Below are 18,115 nucleotides of genomic sequence, written 5' to 3'. Positions count from 1 at the left end.
CTTGAGTCGCGCAAGCCCCCGCATGAAAAGTACCCTGGACGAGATACAGGCCCCGATAGCGGCCGAAATGGAGGAATTTGAGCGCAAATTCCGGGCTTCCATGCAAACCAAGGTGCTGCTGCTCGACAAGATCATGGGCTACATCGTGAAGCGCAAGGGCAAGCAGATCCGGCCCATGTTCGTGTTCTTCACGGCCAAAATCAGCGGGGGCGACCCGCTGCCCGAAGCCAGCTTCCGCGGGGCGGCCCTGATTGAGCTGCTGCACACGGCCACCCTGGTCCACGACGATGTGGTGGACGAATCCAACTACCGCCGGGGCTTTTTTTCCATCAACGCGCTCTGGAAAAACAAGATTGCCGTGCTCGTGGGCGACTACCTGCTCAGCAAGGGTCTGCTGCTGAGTTTGGAGCACGACGACTACGACCTGCTCAAAATCGTGAGCAACGCCGTGCGCGAGCTCAGCGAAGGGGAGTTGCTGCAGATTGAAAAGGCCCGCCGCCTCGACATCACCGAGGACGTGTACTTCGACATCATCCGCCAGAAAACGGCCTCCCTGATTGCCTCCTGCTGCGCCGTGGGGGCCGCTTCGGCCGGGGCCGACAAGGAAACCATCGAGCGGGCCCGGCTTTTCGGGGAGAAGGTGGGCATGGCCTTCCAGATCAAGGACGATTTGTTTGACTTCGGCACCGACGAAATCGGCAAGCCCGTGGGCATCGACATCAAGGAGAAGAAGATGACCCTGCCGCTGATTTACGCCCTGCAGCAGGCCGACTGGCTCACCAAGCGCCGGGTGATTTACAACGTCAAAAACAACGACGGCCGCAAGGACCGCGTGCAGGCCGTCATCGACTTCGTGAAGCAGTCCGGGGGCCTCGACTACGCCGTGCAGACCATGCGCGCCTACCGCGACGAGGCCCTGGCCCTGTTGCACACCTTTCCGGCCTCGCCGTCGCGGGAGTCGCTGGAGCAGCTGATCAACTACACCATCGAGCGCAACCACTGATTGCCGTGGCCTTGGGTTAGGCTCAACAGGTACCGGTTAACGAACAGCGGCGCCCTGACTTCACGTCGGGGCGCCGCTTTTTTGGTAACGTCGGCCGCAAAACCGGCCGACCGGCTTTGCGGGCTAAAACCGAAAATTCTGGTGGCGGGGCTTGTTGAACAGCCAGGACGAAATCAGCGGCACCAGGAACACGCCCACGGTGACGGCAGTGAGGCCAACTTCGGCGGCGTGGCTACCCAAAAACACGCTGAAGGGGTGGGTGGGCAGGTAGTGCTCGACGAGGGACAGCAGCAGCTTGAGCCCCAGAATCCCGATAACGATAAAGGCGGCCACTTCCAGAAACGGGTAGCGGGCCATCAGCAGCACGAAGCCCTGGGCCACCAGCCGCATGGCCAGAATGCCGATAAACACGCCCACGCAGATCAGAATCAGGTTGTCGGTAAAGGCGACGACGGCAAACACGTTGTCGATGGAAAAGGCCAGGTCCATGAGCTCAATCAGCGCCACGGTGGCCCAGAACTGCCCGAATAAGCCCAGCGTGTTGCGGTAGATCCAGCTTTTCTCCTTCTCGATTTCGTCGTGCTCGGGGGCGCTACGGGCTTTGAAGTGGTCGTAGACGAGGTAGAGCAGGTAGAGGCCGCCCAGGGGCTTGAGAAACCAGAACTCGATGAGGTAGGAGGCAAACAGGATGCAAAGCCCCCGAAAGAGGTAGGCGCCGAAGATGCCGTAGCGCAGGGCCTTTTTGCGCTGCTCCCGGGGCAGGTCACCGACCATGGTGGCCAGTACCGCGGCATTATCGACGGACAGCAGGCTTTCGATGATGACCAGGTTGCCGACAATAGCCAGCGACGGCAGGGGATTCTGAATGATTTGCTGGAGGTCGGCGTACATGAGGTCGATAAAATCAGGCAGCAGTTACAAAGAAACAACACCCACGGCCAGGGCCGCCAGCAGCATCACCAGCACCGTGCCGCAGGCCCACTTGAGCGTGAAGCGCTGGTGGGCCCCGATGTCGACGCCCGCCAGGCCCACTAGCAGGTAGGTGGAGGGCACCAGCGGACTGAGCAGATGCACGGGCTGGCCCAGCAGCGAAGCTTGCCCCATCATGGTGACGGGCACGTGAAACTGGGCGGCAGCTTGGGTAAACAAAGGTAGGATGCCGAAGTAAAAGGCGTCGTTGGACATGAAAAAGGTAAGCGGCGCGCTAACCAGGCCCGTAAGCACCGGAAAGTGCGGCCCCAGCGACGTGGGCACCAGCTGTACGAAAGTTTGGGCCATGGCGTCTACCATGTGGGTGCCCGAAAGGATGCCGGTGAAGATGCCGGCCGCAAAAACCATGGCCGCCACCGACAGCGCATTGCCCGCGTGGGCCGCAAACCGCTGCCGTTGCTGGCTCAGATTCGGGTAGTTCAGTACGGCGGCCAGCGCGAAGGCCAGCATAAAGAGCACCGGCAGCGGCAGCACTTCCCGCACCAGGCACACCATCAGCGCCAGCGTGAGCAGGGCGTTCAGCCACAGCAGCTTGGGCCGGCGCAGGCCGCGCTCCTCGTCGCTGAGCTCGATGCCGGGACCTTCGTCGGCAGCGGGCCGGGCGGCGAGGCCCGCCGCGAAGCCGAGCACGGCGTGGGCCTTGGGCGTTTTGCTGAGGTGGTCGAGGCCCAGGCGCTTGCGTTCCTTGCGGCCCAGGTACCAGGCTACGCCGAACACCCAGGCCAGCCCGGCCACCATCACCGGAATCAGCGGGTTGAAAAGCTGGGCGCTATCAAGGTGAAGCACGCTCATGACCCGGGCCGTGGGGCCGCCCCAGGGCAGAATGTTCATCACCCCGCCCACCAGCATGTTCATGCAGGTCAGAATCAGGGGGCTGATGCCCAGGCGCCGGTACAGGGGCAGTAGGGCCGTCACGACGATAATGTAGGTGGTGGCCCCGTCCCCGTCGAGCGACACAAACAAAGCCAGCAAGGCCGTGCCCACAATAATCTTGAGCGGGTCGCCGTGGGCCACGCGCCGGATCCGGTCGATGATGGGGTCAAACAGGCCCGCGTCGGTCATCAGGCCGAAGTACAGGATGGCAAAGACCAGCATGATGCCGGTGGGGGCAATGTTTTTGATGCCGTCGAGCATCATCGGGCCCATCTGCGGACCAAAACCGGTGAGCAGGGCAAATAATACCGGCACCAGCAGCAGCGCCGTCAGGGCAGAAAGGCGGTTGGTCATAATCAGCACCATAAAGGTGATGATCATGGCAAAGCCGGCAAGAGCGAGCATGGGCGGGTGGAAAAGGAGGGTGGAAACAAAACGGCAAACGAAGCAGGGGCGGGGCCGGCAGACCACCCACGGACCCCGGCACCCGCCGCCGCGCAGCATGGCAGCCGGTACCGGAGTTCGCCGGCGGCCCGGACTTTGGCCACTGTCGCGCCCGCGCCCGCACAGCTTGGAACGTTGGTCTGACAGTGGCTGAAGCCACAAACCGCGGTGGGAAGCCGCCAAACCGGCGGGCAGGAATTTGCAGCTTCCTGCCCGCCGGGGCCCCGCCCGCTACGTCGTTTTACCTTAGAAGCTGTACTTCAGAGCCGTGAAGTAGTAAGCACCCATGAAGCCGAACTGGGAGGTGAAGCGGGTGTAGGGCGTCTGACCCGAGGCCGTCAGCGAGGGGAAGGCAATCTGGTCGGGATACACATTGAACAGGTTGTTGACGCCCAGCGTGAGGTTGAGGCGGGGCGTGAAGCCGTAAGCCACCGAGGCGTCGGTCACGATTTTGGCGCGGAAGGTCTGGTCCAAAGTCGGGTCCGACTGCCGGGCCGTCACTTCGCCGAACCGAGTGGCCCGCAGCGTGCCTTCGAGCTTCTTGTAGCGGTAGCTGACCGAGCCGATGGCCTTGGAACGGGGCTGGGCTACTTCGATCAGGCCCACCATCACCCGGTCAATCAGGCCGCTGCTCAGGCTGGCGAGCTTATCCGGCGTGCGCACGTCGCCGCGGACCTTGGTTTCGTTGAGCATCATCGAGGCGCTCAGGTTCAGCTCCTGGTCTTTGCCGTAGCTCTGGCGGTAGGCTGCTACCACGTCGAGGCCGCGGGTGCGGGTGTCGAGGGCGTTGGAGAAGAACTGCACCTGGGCAATGCCCGAGCCCTGGAAGACGGGCGCCAGCGCCGGGCTGGTCGCGTCGAGCTGGCCCGAAATCACAATCCGGTCCTTGATGTCAATCTGGTAGAGGTCCGAGGTCAGCTGCAGGTTGGGGCCAATTTGGGCCGTGAAGCCCAGGTTGTAGTCCAGGGTCGTTTCGGCCTTGAGCTTGCCCACGCCGAGCTGCTGAATGTAGGGGTTGTCGTTGCGCAGGTGGGCAATGGGGTAGGAGTCGAACACGCCGTTGATGGTCAGCCACTGGGCGTCGGCGTTGTTGGAGTAGTAAAGCTGGTGCATCGACGGGGCCCGGAAGCCGCGGTTGACGGAGCCGCGCACCGAAAACAGGTCGGAGAACTTGTAGCGAGTCGAGAGTTTGCCCGAGACGTTGGCGCCGAAGTCGGAGTAGCGCTCCACGCGGGCGGCGGTGCCCACCAGCAGCTTGTCGGTGATGTCGCTGAGCAGGTCCACGTACAGGCCCACGTTGTTGCGGGTGCGTTTCACGGCGTTCTGCTCGCCGATGCCCTCGCGGCCACTGGAGCCCACGTCGGGGTTATTGGCCGTTACGGGGCCCTTTTTCCAGGACGCCTCGTCGCCGGCCACGAGCTGGTAGCGCTCCATGCGGAACTCCCCGCCGTAGGCCAAGCTCAGGGACTTGAGGCCCCCGATTTTGGTCAGCGACTTGGCCATGTTCACGTTGAGCAGGGCCTGGCCAAACTTGTTGGTGCCGGTGTAGAAGTCGGTGGGGGAGGCGCTGCCGTAGCTGGGGTTGACGGTGTGGTTGGCGTAGGTTTCGATGCTGTTGCCGCCGAAGCCGGCGCTTACGTCGAGGTTCCAGCCCCCGGCGGTGGTGCGGCGTACGCCCACCGTGGACGCCAAATCCTGCACCTTAGCCGGGAAAACCGGGTTGTAGCCGTTCGGAAACAACGACAGCACGGCCCGGCGCTTGTTGCTGGGCTGGCGGAAAAAGCCGTAGGCCGTCATGTCCTTGCGGGAGTAGCCCCCGAACGAATACAGCGTCCAGGCCTCGCCGAGCTTGGTTTCGCCGTTGTAAAACAGCTGGCCCATGGTGTTTTTGGCCGTGCCGTAGGTCGTCACGTGGCGGTTGAAGTTGTTCTGGGCAATGAGCGTGGCGTCCTGCTCGGGGTTGGTGCTGTACACGGCCCCGTTGTAGTCGCCGGAGCGGTCCGTGGGCTCGTTGTGGTGGAGCTGCACGGTGGTGTTGAAAAACCCGTCGCGCTTGCCCAGAGGCAGGCCAAAGTTCACGCCCGCGTCGTAGGTGTCGCCATCGCCTTCCTTGGTGATGCCGTAGTTGCCGGTCACGGTGCCGCCCCGGGGCGCCTTTTTCAGCACCAGGTTCACAATGCCGGCAATGGCGTCGGAGCCGTACTGGGCCGCGGCGCCGTCGCGCAGGATTTCCACCCGCTCAATGGCGGCGGTGGGAATGGCGTTCAAATCGGTGCCCACCGAGCCGCGGCCCACCACGTTGTTCACGTTCAGCGCCGACGACTGGTGCCGCCGCTTGCCGTTGACCAGCACCAGGGTCTGGTCGGGGCCCAGGCCGCGCAGGGTGGCCGGGTCCACGTAGCTGGTTACGTTGCTAATGGCGTGCTTGGTGGAGTTGAACGACGGCGCCAGGAAGTGAATCATCTGGCCCAGCTCGGTCTGTCCGGTTTTGGTGATTTCCTTGGCGCTGAGCACGTCCACGGGCACGGGCAGGTCCACGTTGGTGCGGGCCTCGGAAGCGCGGCTGCCCAGCACCACCACGTCGCCCATGGCGTGCGAAGTCGACTTAAGCGCGAAGTTCAGCGTTTCCTGCCCTTCCACCTTGATTTCCCGGGTTTCGTAGCCCACGTACGATACCACCAGGATGTCGCCGTCCTCTACGTCGAGCTTGTAGTTGCCCTCGGCGTCGGTGGAGGTGCCGCGGTTGGTGCCCTTGATGGCGACCGAGGCAAAGGCCAGCGGGGCGTTGTCGGCGCCGTCGGTAAGGCGGCCCTTCAGGGGGCGGCGGGCCGGGGCAACCGCGTGCTTGGCCAGCGTAAAGGTTGTGCCGGTCACTGCCGGCTTGGCCAGCGCGGCGGGGCCGGCCAGCAGCAGGCTCGCGCAGCAGGCCCAGGTCAGAGTGTGTACGGGTCGTTTCATGTGTGGGAATTGAAAAGATGGGAGTTCAAACCGGGAAGGCCAGGAGCGGAAAAAAGTCCGGGGCCAGACTGCTGCATTCAAGTTGGTAAGTGGTTACTAACCCAAATACTCTGCGATGATAAGCGCCGATTTGGAAGACAATTGGAAGACGAGGTTTTTTCTCCCGCCCCGGCTGGTTGCCCGCCGTATTCCGCTTTTCTTCAGAATTTGAGTTGTATCCTTGTACAAAGCCCGACCCATGAAGCTGCTCATTGTTGAAGACGAACCGGCCCTGATTACCAGCCTGGTAAGCTACCTGCAGGGGCAGCACTACGTGTGCGAAGTGGCCTCCACCTTCGCCGACGCCCAGGAAAAGATGCTGCTCTACGACTACGACTGCATCCTGCTCGACCTGACCCTGCCCGGCGGCGACGGCCTGGATTTATTGCGCGAGCTGCAGCGGCAGCGCAAGGCCAACGGGGTCATTATCACCTCGGCCCGCAACGCAGTGGAAGACCGCATTACCGGCCTGCACCTGGGCGCCGACGACTACCTGCCCAAGCCGTTTTACCTGCCCGAGCTCAGTGCCCGTGTTGCCGCCCTGGTGCGCCGGCGCCACTACAACGGCTCCAACCTGATTCAGGCCCACGCCCTGACCGTGGACGTGCTGGCCCGCACCGCCTCGGTGGCCGAGAAGCCGCTCACGCTCACCCGCACCGAATTCGATTTGCTGCTGCTGCTGCTGGCTAATCAGGGCCGGGTCATTGCCAAGGGCGCCATTGCGGAGCACTTGTCCGGCGACGCGGCCGAGCAGTTCGATACCTACGAAACGGTGTACGCCCACGTCAAAAACCTCAAGCGCAAGCTCACCGAGGTGGGCGCCGCCGATTACATTCGCACGGTGTACGGCATCGGCTACCGGTTTGAGCCGGGCGCCGCCGCGTAGTAGTTATCCTGCCCGATGAAGCTGCTGGCCCGCACCACCATTATTTTCCTGCTCTACGCCAGCGTGGTGGCCGTGGCCGGCACGTTCGTGTACTACTCCGTGATTCGGAAGGTGTATTATTCCTACGTCGACCGCACCATTAGCCGGCGCAAGCTGCGGGTGCTCAAGGCCCTGCGCCTGCACCTGCGCACCCCCACCGATCTGGCCTTCTGGCACCGCCTCGACCACAACGTGGAGTTCTTCCCGCTGAGGGCTCCGGGCCCGTCCGCTGACCAGATCCGGGAGCGGCTGATGTACAACGAGCTGACCGGCCGGATGCAGCCCTACCGGCAGCTCGAAGCGTCGGTTTTCTTCCAGGGCAAGCCCTACCGGCTGGAAATCCGCACTTCCCTGCTCGACAGCCAAGAGCTGCTCGGGCGCATTGTACTGGCCGAGGCCATCATTTTCGGGGCCCTGCTCATCGGGCTGCTGGCGCTTCAGCACTTTCTGGCCCGCCGGCTCTGGGCGCCGTTTTACCAGACGCTCGAAGCCCTGCAGGCCTACAAACTCGACCAGGACCAGCCCGTGGAGCTGCCCGCGTCCCGGATTCCCGAGTTCCGGGAGCTCAACACGACGCTGACCCAGGTGCTCAAGCGCAACCAGCGCGTGTACCGCAGCCAGCGCGAGTTTGCCGAAAATGCCGCCCACGAGCTCCAGACCCCGCTGATGATTCTGCGGGCCAAGCTGGATCTGCTGCTCCAGGCCCCGGGGCTGACCGAAGAGCAGGCCGGTCACCTCGACTCGCTGCTGGCCGTCACCCAGCGCCTGACCCACCTTACCCGCAGTTTGCTGCTGCTGGCCCGCCTCGACCACCAGCTGTTTTTTCCCACGGAGGTCGTCGACGTGCGGGCGACGGTGCAGGCTCAGTTGCGGCAGCTGCGTGAGCAGCTCAGCGCCGCCGACCTCACGCTCGAAACCGACTTGGCCGCGGCCGTGCCCATCCACATCAACCGCACCCTACTGGACGTGCTGGTGAGCAACCTGCTCATCAACGCTATTCGCCACAACGAGCCCGGCGGGCTGGTGCGCGTCGAGCTCACGCCCCGGGCCCTGACGGTGGAAAATACCGGCCGGGCCCGCGCCCTAGACGATGCCCAGCTCTTCACCCGCTTCAGCCGCAACGCCGACAGCACGCCCGGCGGAGTAGGGCTGGGGCTGGCCATCGTGGCCCAGATCTGCGAAACGAGTGGCTTTATCGTGCAGTACTCGTACCCCGCCGCGGGCCGCCACGCCCTGACGGTGCTGTTTGGCTAGGCTTACAGGGCGGCCTTCACCTCAAACTGAAAGCTGCCGCTGCCGGCCAGGCCCTGGGGCGAAATTCCCTGCACTACCACCACGTAGCGGCCGGTCTGGTCGGAGGTGTAAAACTCCAGCGGCGCGGCTTCCTTACCGGTCGTTACGAGCACGGGCTGCCAGTAGAGCAGGTCGCGAAAGTCCGGCAGGCGGCTTTGCTTCTGCTGGTCGGTGGCGTACTGGGGCGCGTAAAACTCCCGCTGGAGCTGCAGCCCTTCGTACTCCTGCACCAGCGCGTGCGGGTCGATGGGGAAGCCGGCCAGGTCGCCCTTGTAGGTGGTGTAGCTCACCACGCCCTGGTAGAGCTGCTGGCCCTGGAAGTAGCGGCTGCGGACCACCTCCAGCTTCTGCACCCGCAGCGGGTCCAGGCGCATGATGCGGTTGGTGTTGAACACGGGCATCCCGTCGAGCAGAATCATGGGCTCCTGGTCGAAGATGGTGTTGTTCGGGTCGTTGTAAACTTCAAAGTGGAAGCCGTCCTGGCGCCGCCGTACCTGCACGCCGGGCACGTACTCGCGCAGTACTTCCTCCATCGAGGTGAAGCGGGTGTAGTCGTCGAGCATGAATTTCTCGCTGGCTTTGCCGTAAAAAGCCAGGCTGTCGGCCGGGGCCGGGGCGGTGCTGCGCTGAAACGGCTTGAAGTAGGCGTTCTGCACCTGCATGCCCACGTGGCGCTGGGTCAGGTCGTCGCGGAGGCGGGCCGACAGCGCCCGGGTGGGCCACGCCGGCTCGGGATACTGCTCCGAAAACGGGTCGGCTATTTCCAGGCGGTAAGTGGTGTCGCGGCGGGTGTTGGTCTGGACGATGATTTCCTTCGGCCCGTAGAAGTTCTTGGCCTCAAACTGCACTGCGCCGTCGGGCCGGCTGATGGCGGTGTAAAGCTGAATCAGGCGGCTGGGCGCGGCCAAATACACCGGAATGCCGGGGGCCGGGGCTTTGGTGACCTTGTCGGTTACGCTGCCCCGGATCAGGTGGCCGTTCATTTCGGGCACGAATGGCAGGGCCCGGGCCGGGGCAAAAACGTCTTCCCAGCGGAAGCGGCTCCAGCCGTGAGTCAGCAGCAGGTTTTCGGTGGCCTCACGCACTTCGGCCGGGTTGGCGGCGCTGAGGTAGTAGTCCGGGTTTTCGACGGTGCCCTTCAGCTCGGAAGCCAGCCACAGATAGCTCTGCATGCTGGCCGCCGAGGCCGTGGCCGACAGTGAATCGAGCCGGTACACGGCCAGGGACAGGTTGGCCGGGGCCGAGCTGGTGACCTGCAACGCCACTTTCTCGCGGGTGGTGTACTGAGGCTTGCCGGTGCTGGCCGTGAGGCCGAGCTGCTGGCGGGGCGCCTGGAAGTAAAGCCGTTCGCACAGGGGCTGCTTACGGCTGTTGAAGAGCGTGAAGTGCGACACGCCTTCCCCCAGCGCCTGCTTGCTGACGACGAACTGCGTCTGCCCGTTTTGCAGGCGCTGTACAGGGGCGGCCACCACCTGGTGGCGGGTGCGGACCAGCAGCAACAACTCAGTGTCGCTGCCTTGCGGGTCGTTGGTTTGCACCGAAAGCCGGAGCTGGTCGGGGCCGGCTTCTTCCAGGTGCAGCACGTAGCCCTGGGCAAACACGGCCGGCAGCTTGCGCGTGATGGTGCGGCGCCCCTCTACCTTGACCACGGCTGAGTAGGTCGCGCCAGCCGCAGTGGGCAGCAGCGGGAAGCTGCCCAGGCCATACTTAAAGGTTTTGAACTGGGTGACGGGCTTGCCGTTCTGGTCCACGATGACGCCCTCGGCGGCCACGCTGCGGCCGGTGCGCCCCGTGATTTTGAAGCCGACCTTGCCGGGCAGGTTCTGCACCAGGTTGCCGCCCTCGGGAAAGAACTGCAGGTCGTAAGCCGCCGAGTCCCGGGCCGCTGGCTGGCCCGTCGTGGCCATGGTGTTGACGATGGTCAGGGGGCTGGAAAAGTACAGCTCGGGGCTGAAGTTGCGCATCCTACTCGTGTAGGCCCGCACCGTGTAGGTACCCGAAGGCAGGGACGCCGGCAGGGCAAAGGAGCCCTGACCCACGGCGTTTTGCAGCGCAATTTTGCCCTGGAGCACCGGCTTGTGGTCGGCGCTGAGTACTTCCACGTAGGCCACCTTGCTGAAGTCGAGGGGCTTTTGCCGGTTGCCGTCCAGGGAGTAGACCTTGAACCAGAGCATCTCGCCGCTCACGTACAACGACCGGTCGAGGTGCAGAAACAGCTTTTCGGCCAGGGTGCGGCTCTGGTAGCGGCCAAACTGGCGCCGGATGCTGGCCAGGGAGTCGGACTGGGCCTGGGCCGGGGCGGCGCTGCCGAGTAGCAGCAGCAGGGCAGCGGCGCGGATGAAGGAAAGTCGTGGGGTCATGGCCGGGGCGTAACGAGGGCGATAAAAGGCCCCGAAGCGGGCAGAATCAGAGTATAGCGCATCCCGGACTAGAATTTAAAGTTGTAGGTAACGGTCGGAATCGGCTGGCCGAAAATCGAAAGCTTATAGCCGTTGATGCTGCCGTTTTCCGACTTGAAGTACACCGAGAACGGGTTTTTGCGGCCCGTCAGGTTGTACACGCCCAGCGTCCAGGAGCCGTGGGCCAGCTTCTTGATCTTGTGGTTGCCCTCGATGTTGAGGGCGAAGTCGGCGCGGTAGTAGTCGGGCACGCGGTAGGCGTTGCGGTCGGAGTAAAACACCCGCGTGGCGTTGCCGACGGTGTACTTGACCAGGGGCAGGGTAATGGGGCGGCCGGTGCTGTAGGTCAGGTTCAGGGAGGTGCTCACCCGGCGGCTGTAGCGGTAGTTGCCAATCAGGGTGAAGTCGTGGGGCTTGTCGAAGTTGCTGGGGTAGTACTGGCCCTTGTTGATGATTTCGGCGGGCGTGCCCTGGTTGACCTGTAGCAGGGAGCGGGAATAAGTATAGCTCACCCAGCCGTTGACTTTGCCGCTGAGCTTCTTGACCATTACCTCCACCCCGTATGCCTTGCCGTGGGCATTCACGACGTCGGTTTCGATGTGGTGGTTGAGAATGATGGTGGCCCCGCTCTTGTAGTCCACGAAATCCTTCATCCACTTGTAGTAAGTCTCCACCGACGTTTCAATGGTGTTCGACTTGAAGTTGCGGTAGTAGCCCACCGACACCTGGTCGCCAATCTGGGGCCGGATGTTCGCGTCGCTGAGCTTCCAGATATCGGTCGGCGACATCGAGGTGGTGTTGGAAAGCATGTTGATGTACTGGCGGGTGCGGTTGTAGCTGGCCTTCACCGACGAGTTTTCCGACAGCGCGTACTTGCCCGACAGGCGGTACTCGGGGCCGTGGTAGGTGGCCAGCACCTGCCGGCGCTGGTAGGAAACGGTGTCGATGATGGTGGTTTCCGACTTGGTCGCGTTCGGCAAATATTGGTACACGTCCCGGGGGCCCAAGGCGTTGAACAAGGAGTAGCGCAGCCCCACCGACACCGACAGACGGGAAGTCAGATTGATCTGGTCGGAGGCGTAGAGGGCGCTTTCCACGCCCTGCTCCCGGCCCAGCACGTCGGGCTTCACCAACGACTTGGTCCCTTCGGGCAGCAGGCTGCCGGGCGCAATACCGTAGAGGATGCTGCTCACGCCGAAGTCGAAGGTGTGCTTCTCGTTGTGGAAGTAGTTGAAGTCGGCCTTCAGGTTGGTTTGCTGGATGCTGTAGGTCAGCCGGGAGGCGTTAACCTCGTTTTTGGTGCTGGAAATGTCGTACTCATACTTGCTGTAGGTGCCGGTCAGCACGCCGTAGAGCTTGTTGCTGAAGTTGTGGTTCCACTTCAGGCTGGCCGTCTGGTTTTGGTAGCGGTACACCGTGTCGGTGGCCAGCTTGAACCGGTCACTGCTCATGTAGCCCGTGGCGTAGAGCGTGTTCTTGTCGTTGATGGCGTGGTTCAGATTCAGGTTCAGGTCGTAGAACGAAGCCGAGCTTTCCTTGTAGGCCTTGCTGGGCAGGCGGTGCAGAATCCAGTCGGAGTAGCTTGTGCGGCCGCCCACGATAAACGAGGTGCGGTCCTTGATGATGGGCCCCTCCAGGGTCAGGCGGCTGGTAAGCGGGCCGATGCCGCCCGAGCCCGAGAACTTTTTCTTGTTGCCTTCCCGGGTCGTGATGTCGAGCACCGACGAGAGGCGGCCGCCGTACTTGGCCGGAATGGCGCTTTTATAGAGCTCCACACCCTTGAGCACGTCGGGGTTGAAGGCCGAAAAGAACCCGAACAAGTGAGCCGGGTTGTAGATAACCGCGTCGTTGAACAGAATCAGGTTCTGGTCGGCCGCGCCCCCGCGCACGTTGATGCCGGTGCTGCCTTCACCCACCGACTTCACCCCGGGCAGGGTGAGCACCACCCGCAGAATGTCGGTTTCGCCGAAGGCGGTGGGCACCTGCTTCATGGTCTTGATGTCGAGCTTTTCCATGCCCATCTGCATGCCCGACACGTTTTTGCCCTTCTCGCCTTCCACCACTACCTCGCGCAGGGCGGTAATGTCTTCCGATACCTCAATTTCGAGCGTGCCGTCCGAGAGCAGCACAATCTGGCGCTTGGTGCTTTTGATGCCGATGCCCCGGATTTTAAGCTCCTGCCGCCCCACCGGCAACGACAGCGAATAGTAGCCGAACTGGTCGGTGGTGGCCCCGATGGCCGGCGACTCAATGTAGACGGCCGCGCCTACCACTGGCTCGCCGGTTTTGCTGTCGCGCAGGTGGCCGCCCAGGGTTGCCCGGGTTTTGCCGCTGCCGTTGGCCGTCCCGACTTTATACACCTTCAGCTCCGACTTGCTCAAGAAGCGGTTCTGGTCGTTGGCCGCGGCCGGGTCGGGGGTATCGGCGTCGGCAATAACTACGCCGGTGGCGGCGCCCGGCTCGAAGAACGAGGGCGCCAACTCGGGCAGGATGGGCTTCTTGGCGGTCAGAAACACCCGGTTGCGGGCGTCGATGGCAAACTTCACCGGCGTGGCGGCCAGCACCTGCTCCAGCACCGCCTCCAGGGCCACTTGGCTGCCGCGGTAGGTGACTTTCAGGCTGTCGACGGTGGCCGGGTCGTAGTAAAACCGGTAGCTCGTGGTGCGCTCAATCTCGCGGACAAACTGCCCGAACGGCGCGTTGGAGAAGTCGGCGTTGACCACGGTGCCGGCCGGGGCGGGCTGAATCTGGGCCACACTCCGGCGGGCCGGCACCACGAGGGAAAACAGAAATAGCAGGGAGAACAGATACTTCATACTCAGGATGGCTTAACGAGGCGGGCAGCGGCGCCTTACAGGGTATTGTAATACTTCACGAGCTCCACCACCGCAGCCTCACGGGCGTCGGCGCTAAAGGAGGAGTGGTGCTCCTGGATGTAGCGGTTTAGTTCTTTGCGCTTGTCGGCCAGCACGCTCAGCACCGACGACTTGGACTTCACCGGGTAGTAGTTGCCGTCTTTGCGCAGAAAAAGCCGGTCGGCCTTGGCAAACTTGGCTTCGATGCCCTTCAGCGTCGACCTTTCCTGCACCTTGCGCAGCCGCTTGGCCAGCACCTGGGCCTTGTCGCCGTCCTCGACGAGCAAGTCGTAGAAGCCAGTCTGGATGGCAGGGTTAACCTGCTCCGAGCCCACGAGTCGGACAAAGGTGTGGCCGAGAAAGGTGAAGCGGCTGATTTTCTCGCTGATCAGCTTGACCAGCAACGGGCTGTTGGGCTGGCGGATAACGACTTGGTCCAGCAGCACGTCGTAGCGAATCGGGATGTTGGGGTAGCGAAACGAGTCGTAGATAATCGTGGCCGGCCGCTCTTCATTTACTTCGAAAAACTGGTTGCCGTTCAGCACCGAATACTTCCGGCTGTAGTCGATGTACTCGGTGCCGTTGTAGAGGTGCGCCGCCGTGCCGACGCTGGCCGCGTAGTAGCTGGTGGCCTCGGCCAGGCCCGGGGCGGCGGCCGTCGCCGTGCTGTCGGCCGACTGGCCGAAGGCGGAAGTGCCGAGGGCCAGCATACAAATTGAGAGCAATAATGCGGGTCCGGATTTCATTTTTGTAATGGAAGTAGCCAATAATTAAAAGAAATGTAAAAGCCGGGAAACGGGCGCGCGGAACGAGCCCAAACCAAGCGTCGGAAAGCCCGGCGGGGAGGGCCGCCGGCCGGAAGCCCGACAGGGCAAGATAGATAAACGGCCGCACAGGGACCGATAATTTTGGGCAGGCCGCGCCGCTACGGCGGCCGGAGAGCCAGGCGGGGCCCAAACGCGCAACGGGCCGCCGCGCTGCTCGGAAAGCAGGCGGCGGCCCGTTGGAAAGGCCGGGTCAGGCCGAAAAGATGGCGGGCGGAATTAGGCCGTCACCTGGTAGCTCACGCTGTCGGGCTTCACCTCCGACACCTGGAACGTGACGCCGTCGAAGGTGCTGTCCACGGTGATTTCGTGGGTCATGTCGCAGCCCGGGCACTTGATTTCTTCTTTCTCGTACTGCTTGGTGTGGTCCAGGGAGTCGGCCATCGGGTCGGGGGCCGGCACGCCGATCAGGTCGGTAAATACCTCGGTATTGCACTTGTTGCACTCGAATTTCAGGCCGACGGTGCGACCCTGCAGGTCGTCGAGTGGGGCGGGGGAGTTAGGCTTCTGCTGAATCCACATAAGAAAGATGGTTTGGGTTGGGAAAGGGCGGAATGGAACCGTTAAGGGGCTCCGGGTTTACTTTACGAGGACATTTTGAAAAAAGATAAGCCCGCCCATCCCGTCCGCAGCGGCCGGGCCCGTACTTTGCCGCCCCGACCTTGGGTTATGCCCCTTCCCGCTATGGCTGATTCTGCTTTTGCCTCCGGCGCGCCGCGCCTGCCCCAGGTGCCGCGCTGGCAGTCGATTCTCCGCTCGTTTGCCCTGGCCAAAGATCCGCTGCCGGTGCTCGACACCACATTGCGGCGCTTCGGCGACACGGTGCAGCTTTACATCGGGGGCGTGCAGAAATCCGTGCTGACCCAGGACCCGGGCCTGATTCAGCACGTGCTCCAGAAAAACCACCGCAACTACGCCAAGTCCCAATTCACCCAGGGTTTTGCCCGCTACGTGGGCCACGGCCTGCTCACCAACGAGGGTGCCGACTGGCTGCGGCAGCGCCGCCTGATTCAGCCCGGGTTTCACCGCCAGCGCGTGGCCAGCCTCACCGGGCTGATGCAGGAAATTGTGGCCGAAACCCTGGCTCCGCTCCGGGTGCAGGCCGCCGAAAGCGGCGGGACGGTGGCGGTGGCGGCCCACGCGCTGATGACTCAGCTCACGTTCCGCATCATTGCCCGCTCGGTGTTCAGCACCAATTTCGCTGCCGCCGAGCTGGACCGCGTGGCGGGCCTGATTACCGAGATTCAGGCGTTTTACGTGCGCACCATCCGCCAGCCCTACCTCAAGCCCTGGCTGCGGCTGCGCGGGCAGTTTCGCTACCACGACCAGCTCACGGCCGAGCTGCGCACCCTGCTGGGCGGCTACATTGAGCAGCGCCGCCAAGCCAACGCCGCCCCGGGCGCGCCCGCCCCACCCGACGATTTGCTGCAGATGCTGCTCGACGTGCGCTACGAGGACACCGGCCAGCCCATGACCACCGCGCAGGTGCTCGACGAGGCGCTGATTCTGCTCATTGCCGGCCACGAAACCAGCGCCAACGCCCTGACCTGGCTGCTGTATCTGCTGGCCCAGCACCCGGCGGAAGCCGCGGCCATCCGTGCCGAAACCGCCGCCGTGCTGGCCTCCCGTCCACCCGGGGCTGCCCCCGCACCCTTCACTTTCGAGGAGTTGCTCCGCCTGAGCCGGGCCCAGTACGCGGTGCAGGAAGCCATGCGCCTGTTTCCGCCCGCCTGGATGGTGGACCGCGTCGCGCTGGCCGACGACGAGTATCAGGGCCTGCGCATTCCGAAGGGCACGTTGTTTTCGCTCTACATCTACGGCCTGCACCGCGCCCCGCAGTATTGGCCCGCCGCCACGGAGTTTCGGCCGCTGCGGTTTGCGCCGGGGCAGGAGCCGTTGGTGCCGGCTGCCTACGCACCCTTCGGCGGCGGCCCGCGCCTGTGCATCGGCATGCAGTTCGCCCTCACCGAAATGCAGCTCGTAACCCTGGAATTGCTGCGCCACTTCGAGGTAGAGCGGCCCGCTGGTCAGCCACCGGTACCCACCCAGCCCCTGATTACGCTGCGCCCCCGGGGAGATTTTGCGCTGACGCTACGGCTGCGGTAAGCGGCGGAAGTGGAAGGCACAAAAAAAGGCTTCTCTGGACGGAGAAGCCTTTTTTTGTGCTGGAACGCAGCTGCTATTCCTTTAGCAGCATGTCGATGGTCTTGTTGAACTCGTCGATTTCCTGTTGGTAGTACTTGCCGGTGCCGGGGCCCGAGAAGCCGGTGTGAATCTTCCGCACCTCACCCTTTTTGTCGAGGAAGATGGTGGTGGGGAAGGCCAGCACTTTGGCCAGCTGGGGCAACGACTTGCTGGCCGCATCCGCCGAGGCTTCCCCGGCCACGGCAATATCGTAGCCGATGTTCATGCGCTGCTTCATCTTATTGAGTTTCTGCGCGGCCACCTGCTGGTCGGCGGTCCGCTCATAGCCCAGGCCGATGATTTCCACCCCGCGGCTCTTGTTCTTCTCGTACCAGGGCGCCAGGAAGTTGGTTTCGTCCATGCAGTTGGGGCACCACGAGCCCAGAATCTGGAGCACCACCACCTTGCCCTTGTACTTGGGGTCGGTGGGGGAGATGCTGCCGCCTTCCATAATGCTGGGAAACTTGAAGGCGAGCTTTTTCTGGCCGGGCTTCATGCCGGTGAGCGAATTGGCGTCGGGCAGCTTGGCGTTGGGGTCGGGCACGGCGGTCCAGGTTTCGTGGCCTTTCTTGCCGGAGTAGAAGTCGCCGAACAGGGTGTTGGGGGCGTATTCCTTGGTGATGTCGATGGGCTTTTTCGGGCCGTTGCGGGCCGTGAACAAAAAGCCGTGGCTGCCGTCGAAGGTGCTAACCTTTAGGCTGTTGCCATCCACTTGCCCGGCCAGGTAGCGGTAGTCGCCGGTCGTGGTCAGGAAGGTACCGGTTACGTCGTTGCCGGTTTGCTTGAAGATGCCCACGGCGGGGTAGGTTTCGCCGTCGGAGCCTTCGAACGTCACGTTCCAGGTGCCGTCGAAGGAAACGGGCTGCTGGCCGGAAGTCACCGGAAACAGCTTTTGCTCTCCCTTCGTGGCCGCAAACGCCACCCGGTAGGGCTCCTTGCCGTCGTACTTCACCCAGGCGCCTTTGAGCTTATCCGCGCCGTCGGCCCGCACCACCAGCGCCGCGTCGAACACGCCCAGGCGGATGGTGGTGGAGTCGCCGGCCGTGCTGATTTCGTCGAGCTTGAGGCGCTCTTCGCCGTTGCGCAACGTCACGGTGGGTTTGCCACCGGCCGTGGCCACGTCAAACAGAAACGGAATTTCCTGGCCCTGGGCGCTGAGTACGCCCCGCCAGGTGCCGTCGGTGAGGACGCCGGCCGTAGTGGCCGCGGCCTCGCCGGTGGCGGCCGCGTCGGGCTTCTTATCGGACTGGCAGGCGCCCAGGGCCAGGGTCAGGCCGAGGCCGGCCAGCAGGGGGCGCAGGGAAAGGGAGTAGGTCATGGGCACAAAA

12 protein-coding genes are annotated in these 18,115 nt (G+C 63.4%); 4 read left to right on the top strand and 8 right to left on the bottom strand.

Features of this window, described 5'->3' with window-relative positions; genetic code table 11:
- The first annotated feature begins 22 nt into the window (after positions 1 to 22).
- Positions 23 to 1,003 carry a polyprenyl synthetase family protein gene (locus EWM57_RS10530; RefSeq protein WP_129921105.1) on the top strand — a complete coding sequence of 327 codons (981 nt, stop codon included), beginning with the start codon at positions 23 to 25 and terminating at the stop codon, positions 1,001 to 1,003.
- A 123-nt stretch (positions 1,004 to 1,126) separates the two neighbouring features.
- Here the strand turns inward: EWM57_RS10530 and EWM57_RS10525 are convergent, their stop codons facing one another.
- The 3 genes from EWM57_RS10525 to EWM57_RS10515 form a co-directional block, all read right to left on the bottom strand.
- Positions 1,127 to 1,894 carry a TerC family protein gene (locus EWM57_RS10525; RefSeq protein ID WP_129921104.1) on the bottom strand — a complete coding sequence of 256 codons (768 nt, stop codon included), beginning with the start codon at positions 1,892 to 1,894 and terminating at the stop codon, positions 1,127 to 1,129.
- Between the two features lie 24 nt (positions 1,895 to 1,918).
- Positions 1,919 to 3,271, bottom strand: a complete 1,353-nt coding sequence (locus EWM57_RS10520) for a CitMHS family transporter (RefSeq protein ID WP_129921103.1) — start codon at positions 3,269 to 3,271, stop codon at positions 1,919 to 1,921.
- Positions 3,272 to 3,556: 285 nt separating this feature from the next.
- A complete protein-coding gene (locus tag EWM57_RS10515) occupies positions 3,557 to 6,268 on the bottom strand; it encodes a TonB-dependent receptor (protein WP_129921102.1) in 2,712 nt (903 codons plus the stop codon).
- A gap of 238 nt (positions 6,269 to 6,506) precedes the next feature.
- Between EWM57_RS10515 and EWM57_RS10510 the strand changes: the two genes are divergently transcribed.
- Both EWM57_RS10510 and EWM57_RS10505 read left to right on the top strand, forming a co-directional pair.
- On the top strand, positions 6,507 to 7,193 hold the full coding sequence (locus EWM57_RS10510; RefSeq protein WP_129921101.1) for a response regulator transcription factor: 687 nt from the start codon (positions 6,507 to 6,509) through the stop codon (positions 7,191 to 7,193).
- A gap of 15 nt (positions 7,194 to 7,208) precedes the next feature.
- The gene (locus EWM57_RS10505) at positions 7,209 to 8,486 is read left to right on the top strand and encodes a sensor histidine kinase (RefSeq protein WP_129921100.1); all 1,278 of its coding nucleotides are present in this window, start codon (positions 7,209 to 7,211) and stop codon (positions 8,484 to 8,486) included.
- Between the two features lie 2 nt (positions 8,487 to 8,488).
- Here the strand turns inward: EWM57_RS10505 and EWM57_RS10500 are convergent, their stop codons facing one another.
- The 4 genes from EWM57_RS10500 to EWM57_RS10485 all read right to left on the bottom strand — a co-directional run bounded on the left by EWM57_RS10500 (position 8,489) and on the right by EWM57_RS10485 (position 15,125).
- Complete coding sequence (locus EWM57_RS10500; RefSeq protein WP_129921099.1) at positions 8,489 to 10,885, bottom strand: alpha-2-macroglobulin family protein; 2,397 nt, start codon at positions 10,883 to 10,885, stop codon at positions 8,489 to 8,491.
- 68 nt (positions 10,886 to 10,953) lie between these two features.
- Positions 10,954 to 13,740 carry a TonB-dependent receptor gene (locus EWM57_RS10495; RefSeq protein WP_129921098.1) on the bottom strand — a complete coding sequence of 929 codons (2,787 nt, stop codon included), beginning with the start codon at positions 13,738 to 13,740 and terminating at the stop codon, positions 10,954 to 10,956.
- Between the two features lie 35 nt (positions 13,741 to 13,775).
- Complete coding sequence (locus EWM57_RS10490; RefSeq protein WP_129921097.1) at positions 13,776 to 14,489, bottom strand: hypothetical protein; 714 nt, start codon at positions 14,487 to 14,489, stop codon at positions 13,776 to 13,778.
- A 333-nt stretch (positions 14,490 to 14,822) separates the two neighbouring features.
- On the bottom strand, positions 14,823 to 15,125 hold the full coding sequence (locus tag EWM57_RS10485) for a hypothetical protein (RefSeq protein WP_129921096.1): 303 nt from the start codon (positions 15,123 to 15,125) through the stop codon (positions 14,823 to 14,825).
- A 162-nt stretch (positions 15,126 to 15,287) separates the two neighbouring features.
- Between EWM57_RS10485 and EWM57_RS10480 the strand changes: the two genes are divergently transcribed.
- Positions 15,288 to 16,709, top strand: coding sequence for a cytochrome P450 (locus tag EWM57_RS10480; protein WP_165370479.1), 1,422 nt, complete (start codon positions 15,288 to 15,290; stop codon positions 16,707 to 16,709).
- 73 nt (positions 16,710 to 16,782) lie between these two features.
- Here EWM57_RS10480 and EWM57_RS10475 read toward each other — a convergent pair whose 3' ends face one another.
- Positions 16,783 to 18,105, bottom strand: a complete 1,323-nt coding sequence (locus EWM57_RS10475; RefSeq protein WP_129921094.1) for a TlpA disulfide reductase family protein — start codon at positions 18,103 to 18,105, stop codon at positions 16,783 to 16,785.
- Positions 18,106 to 18,115: the final 10 nt, after the last annotated feature.

Source organism: Hymenobacter persicinus (genome assembly GCF_004167665.1).
Taxonomy (GTDB): domain Bacteria; phylum Bacteroidota; class Bacteroidia; order Cytophagales; family Hymenobacteraceae; genus Hymenobacter; species Hymenobacter persicinus.
The sequence above is the reverse complement of the archived record's forward strand: the minus strand, read 5'-3'. Positions and strand labels throughout refer to the sequence as shown.

Coding starts and splice junctions, on each gene's coding strand:
- EWM57_RS10525 (WP_129921104.1), bottom strand. CDS start 1,894: ATGTACGCCGACCTCCAGCAAATCATTCAGAATCCCCTGCCGTCGCTG.
- EWM57_RS10500 (WP_129921099.1), bottom strand. CDS start 10,885: ATGACCCCACGACTTTCCTTCATCCGCGCCGCTGCCCTGCTGCTGCTA.
- EWM57_RS10515 (WP_129921102.1), bottom strand. CDS start 6,268: ATGAAACGACCCGTACACACTCTGACCTGGGCCTGCTGCGCGAGCCTG.
- EWM57_RS10475 (WP_129921094.1), bottom strand. CDS start 18,105: ATGACCTACTCCCTTTCCCTGCGCCCCCTGCTGGCCGGCCTCGGCCTG.
- EWM57_RS10495 (WP_129921098.1), bottom strand. CDS start 13,740: ATGAAGTATCTGTTCTCCCTGCTATTTCTGTTTTCCCTCGTGGTGCCG.
- EWM57_RS10530 (WP_129921105.1), top strand. CDS start 23: ATGAAAAGTACCCTGGACGAGATACAGGCCCCGATAGCGGCCGAAATG.
- EWM57_RS10505 (WP_129921100.1), top strand. CDS start 7,209: ATGAAGCTGCTGGCCCGCACCACCATTATTTTCCTGCTCTACGCCAGC.
- EWM57_RS10520 (WP_129921103.1), bottom strand. CDS start 3,271: ATGCTCGCTCTTGCCGGCTTTGCCATGATCATCACCTTTATGGTGCTG.
- EWM57_RS10485 (WP_129921096.1), bottom strand. CDS start 15,125: ATGTGGATTCAGCAGAAGCCTAACTCCCCCGCCCCACTCGACGACCTG.
- EWM57_RS10480 (WP_165370479.1), top strand. CDS start 15,288: ATGGCTGATTCTGCTTTTGCCTCCGGCGCGCCGCGCCTGCCCCAGGTG.
- EWM57_RS10490 (WP_129921097.1), bottom strand. CDS start 14,489: ATGCTGGCCCTCGGCACTTCCGCCTTCGGCCAGTCGGCCGACAGCACG.
- EWM57_RS10510 (WP_129921101.1), top strand. CDS start 6,507: ATGAAGCTGCTCATTGTTGAAGACGAACCGGCCCTGATTACCAGCCTG.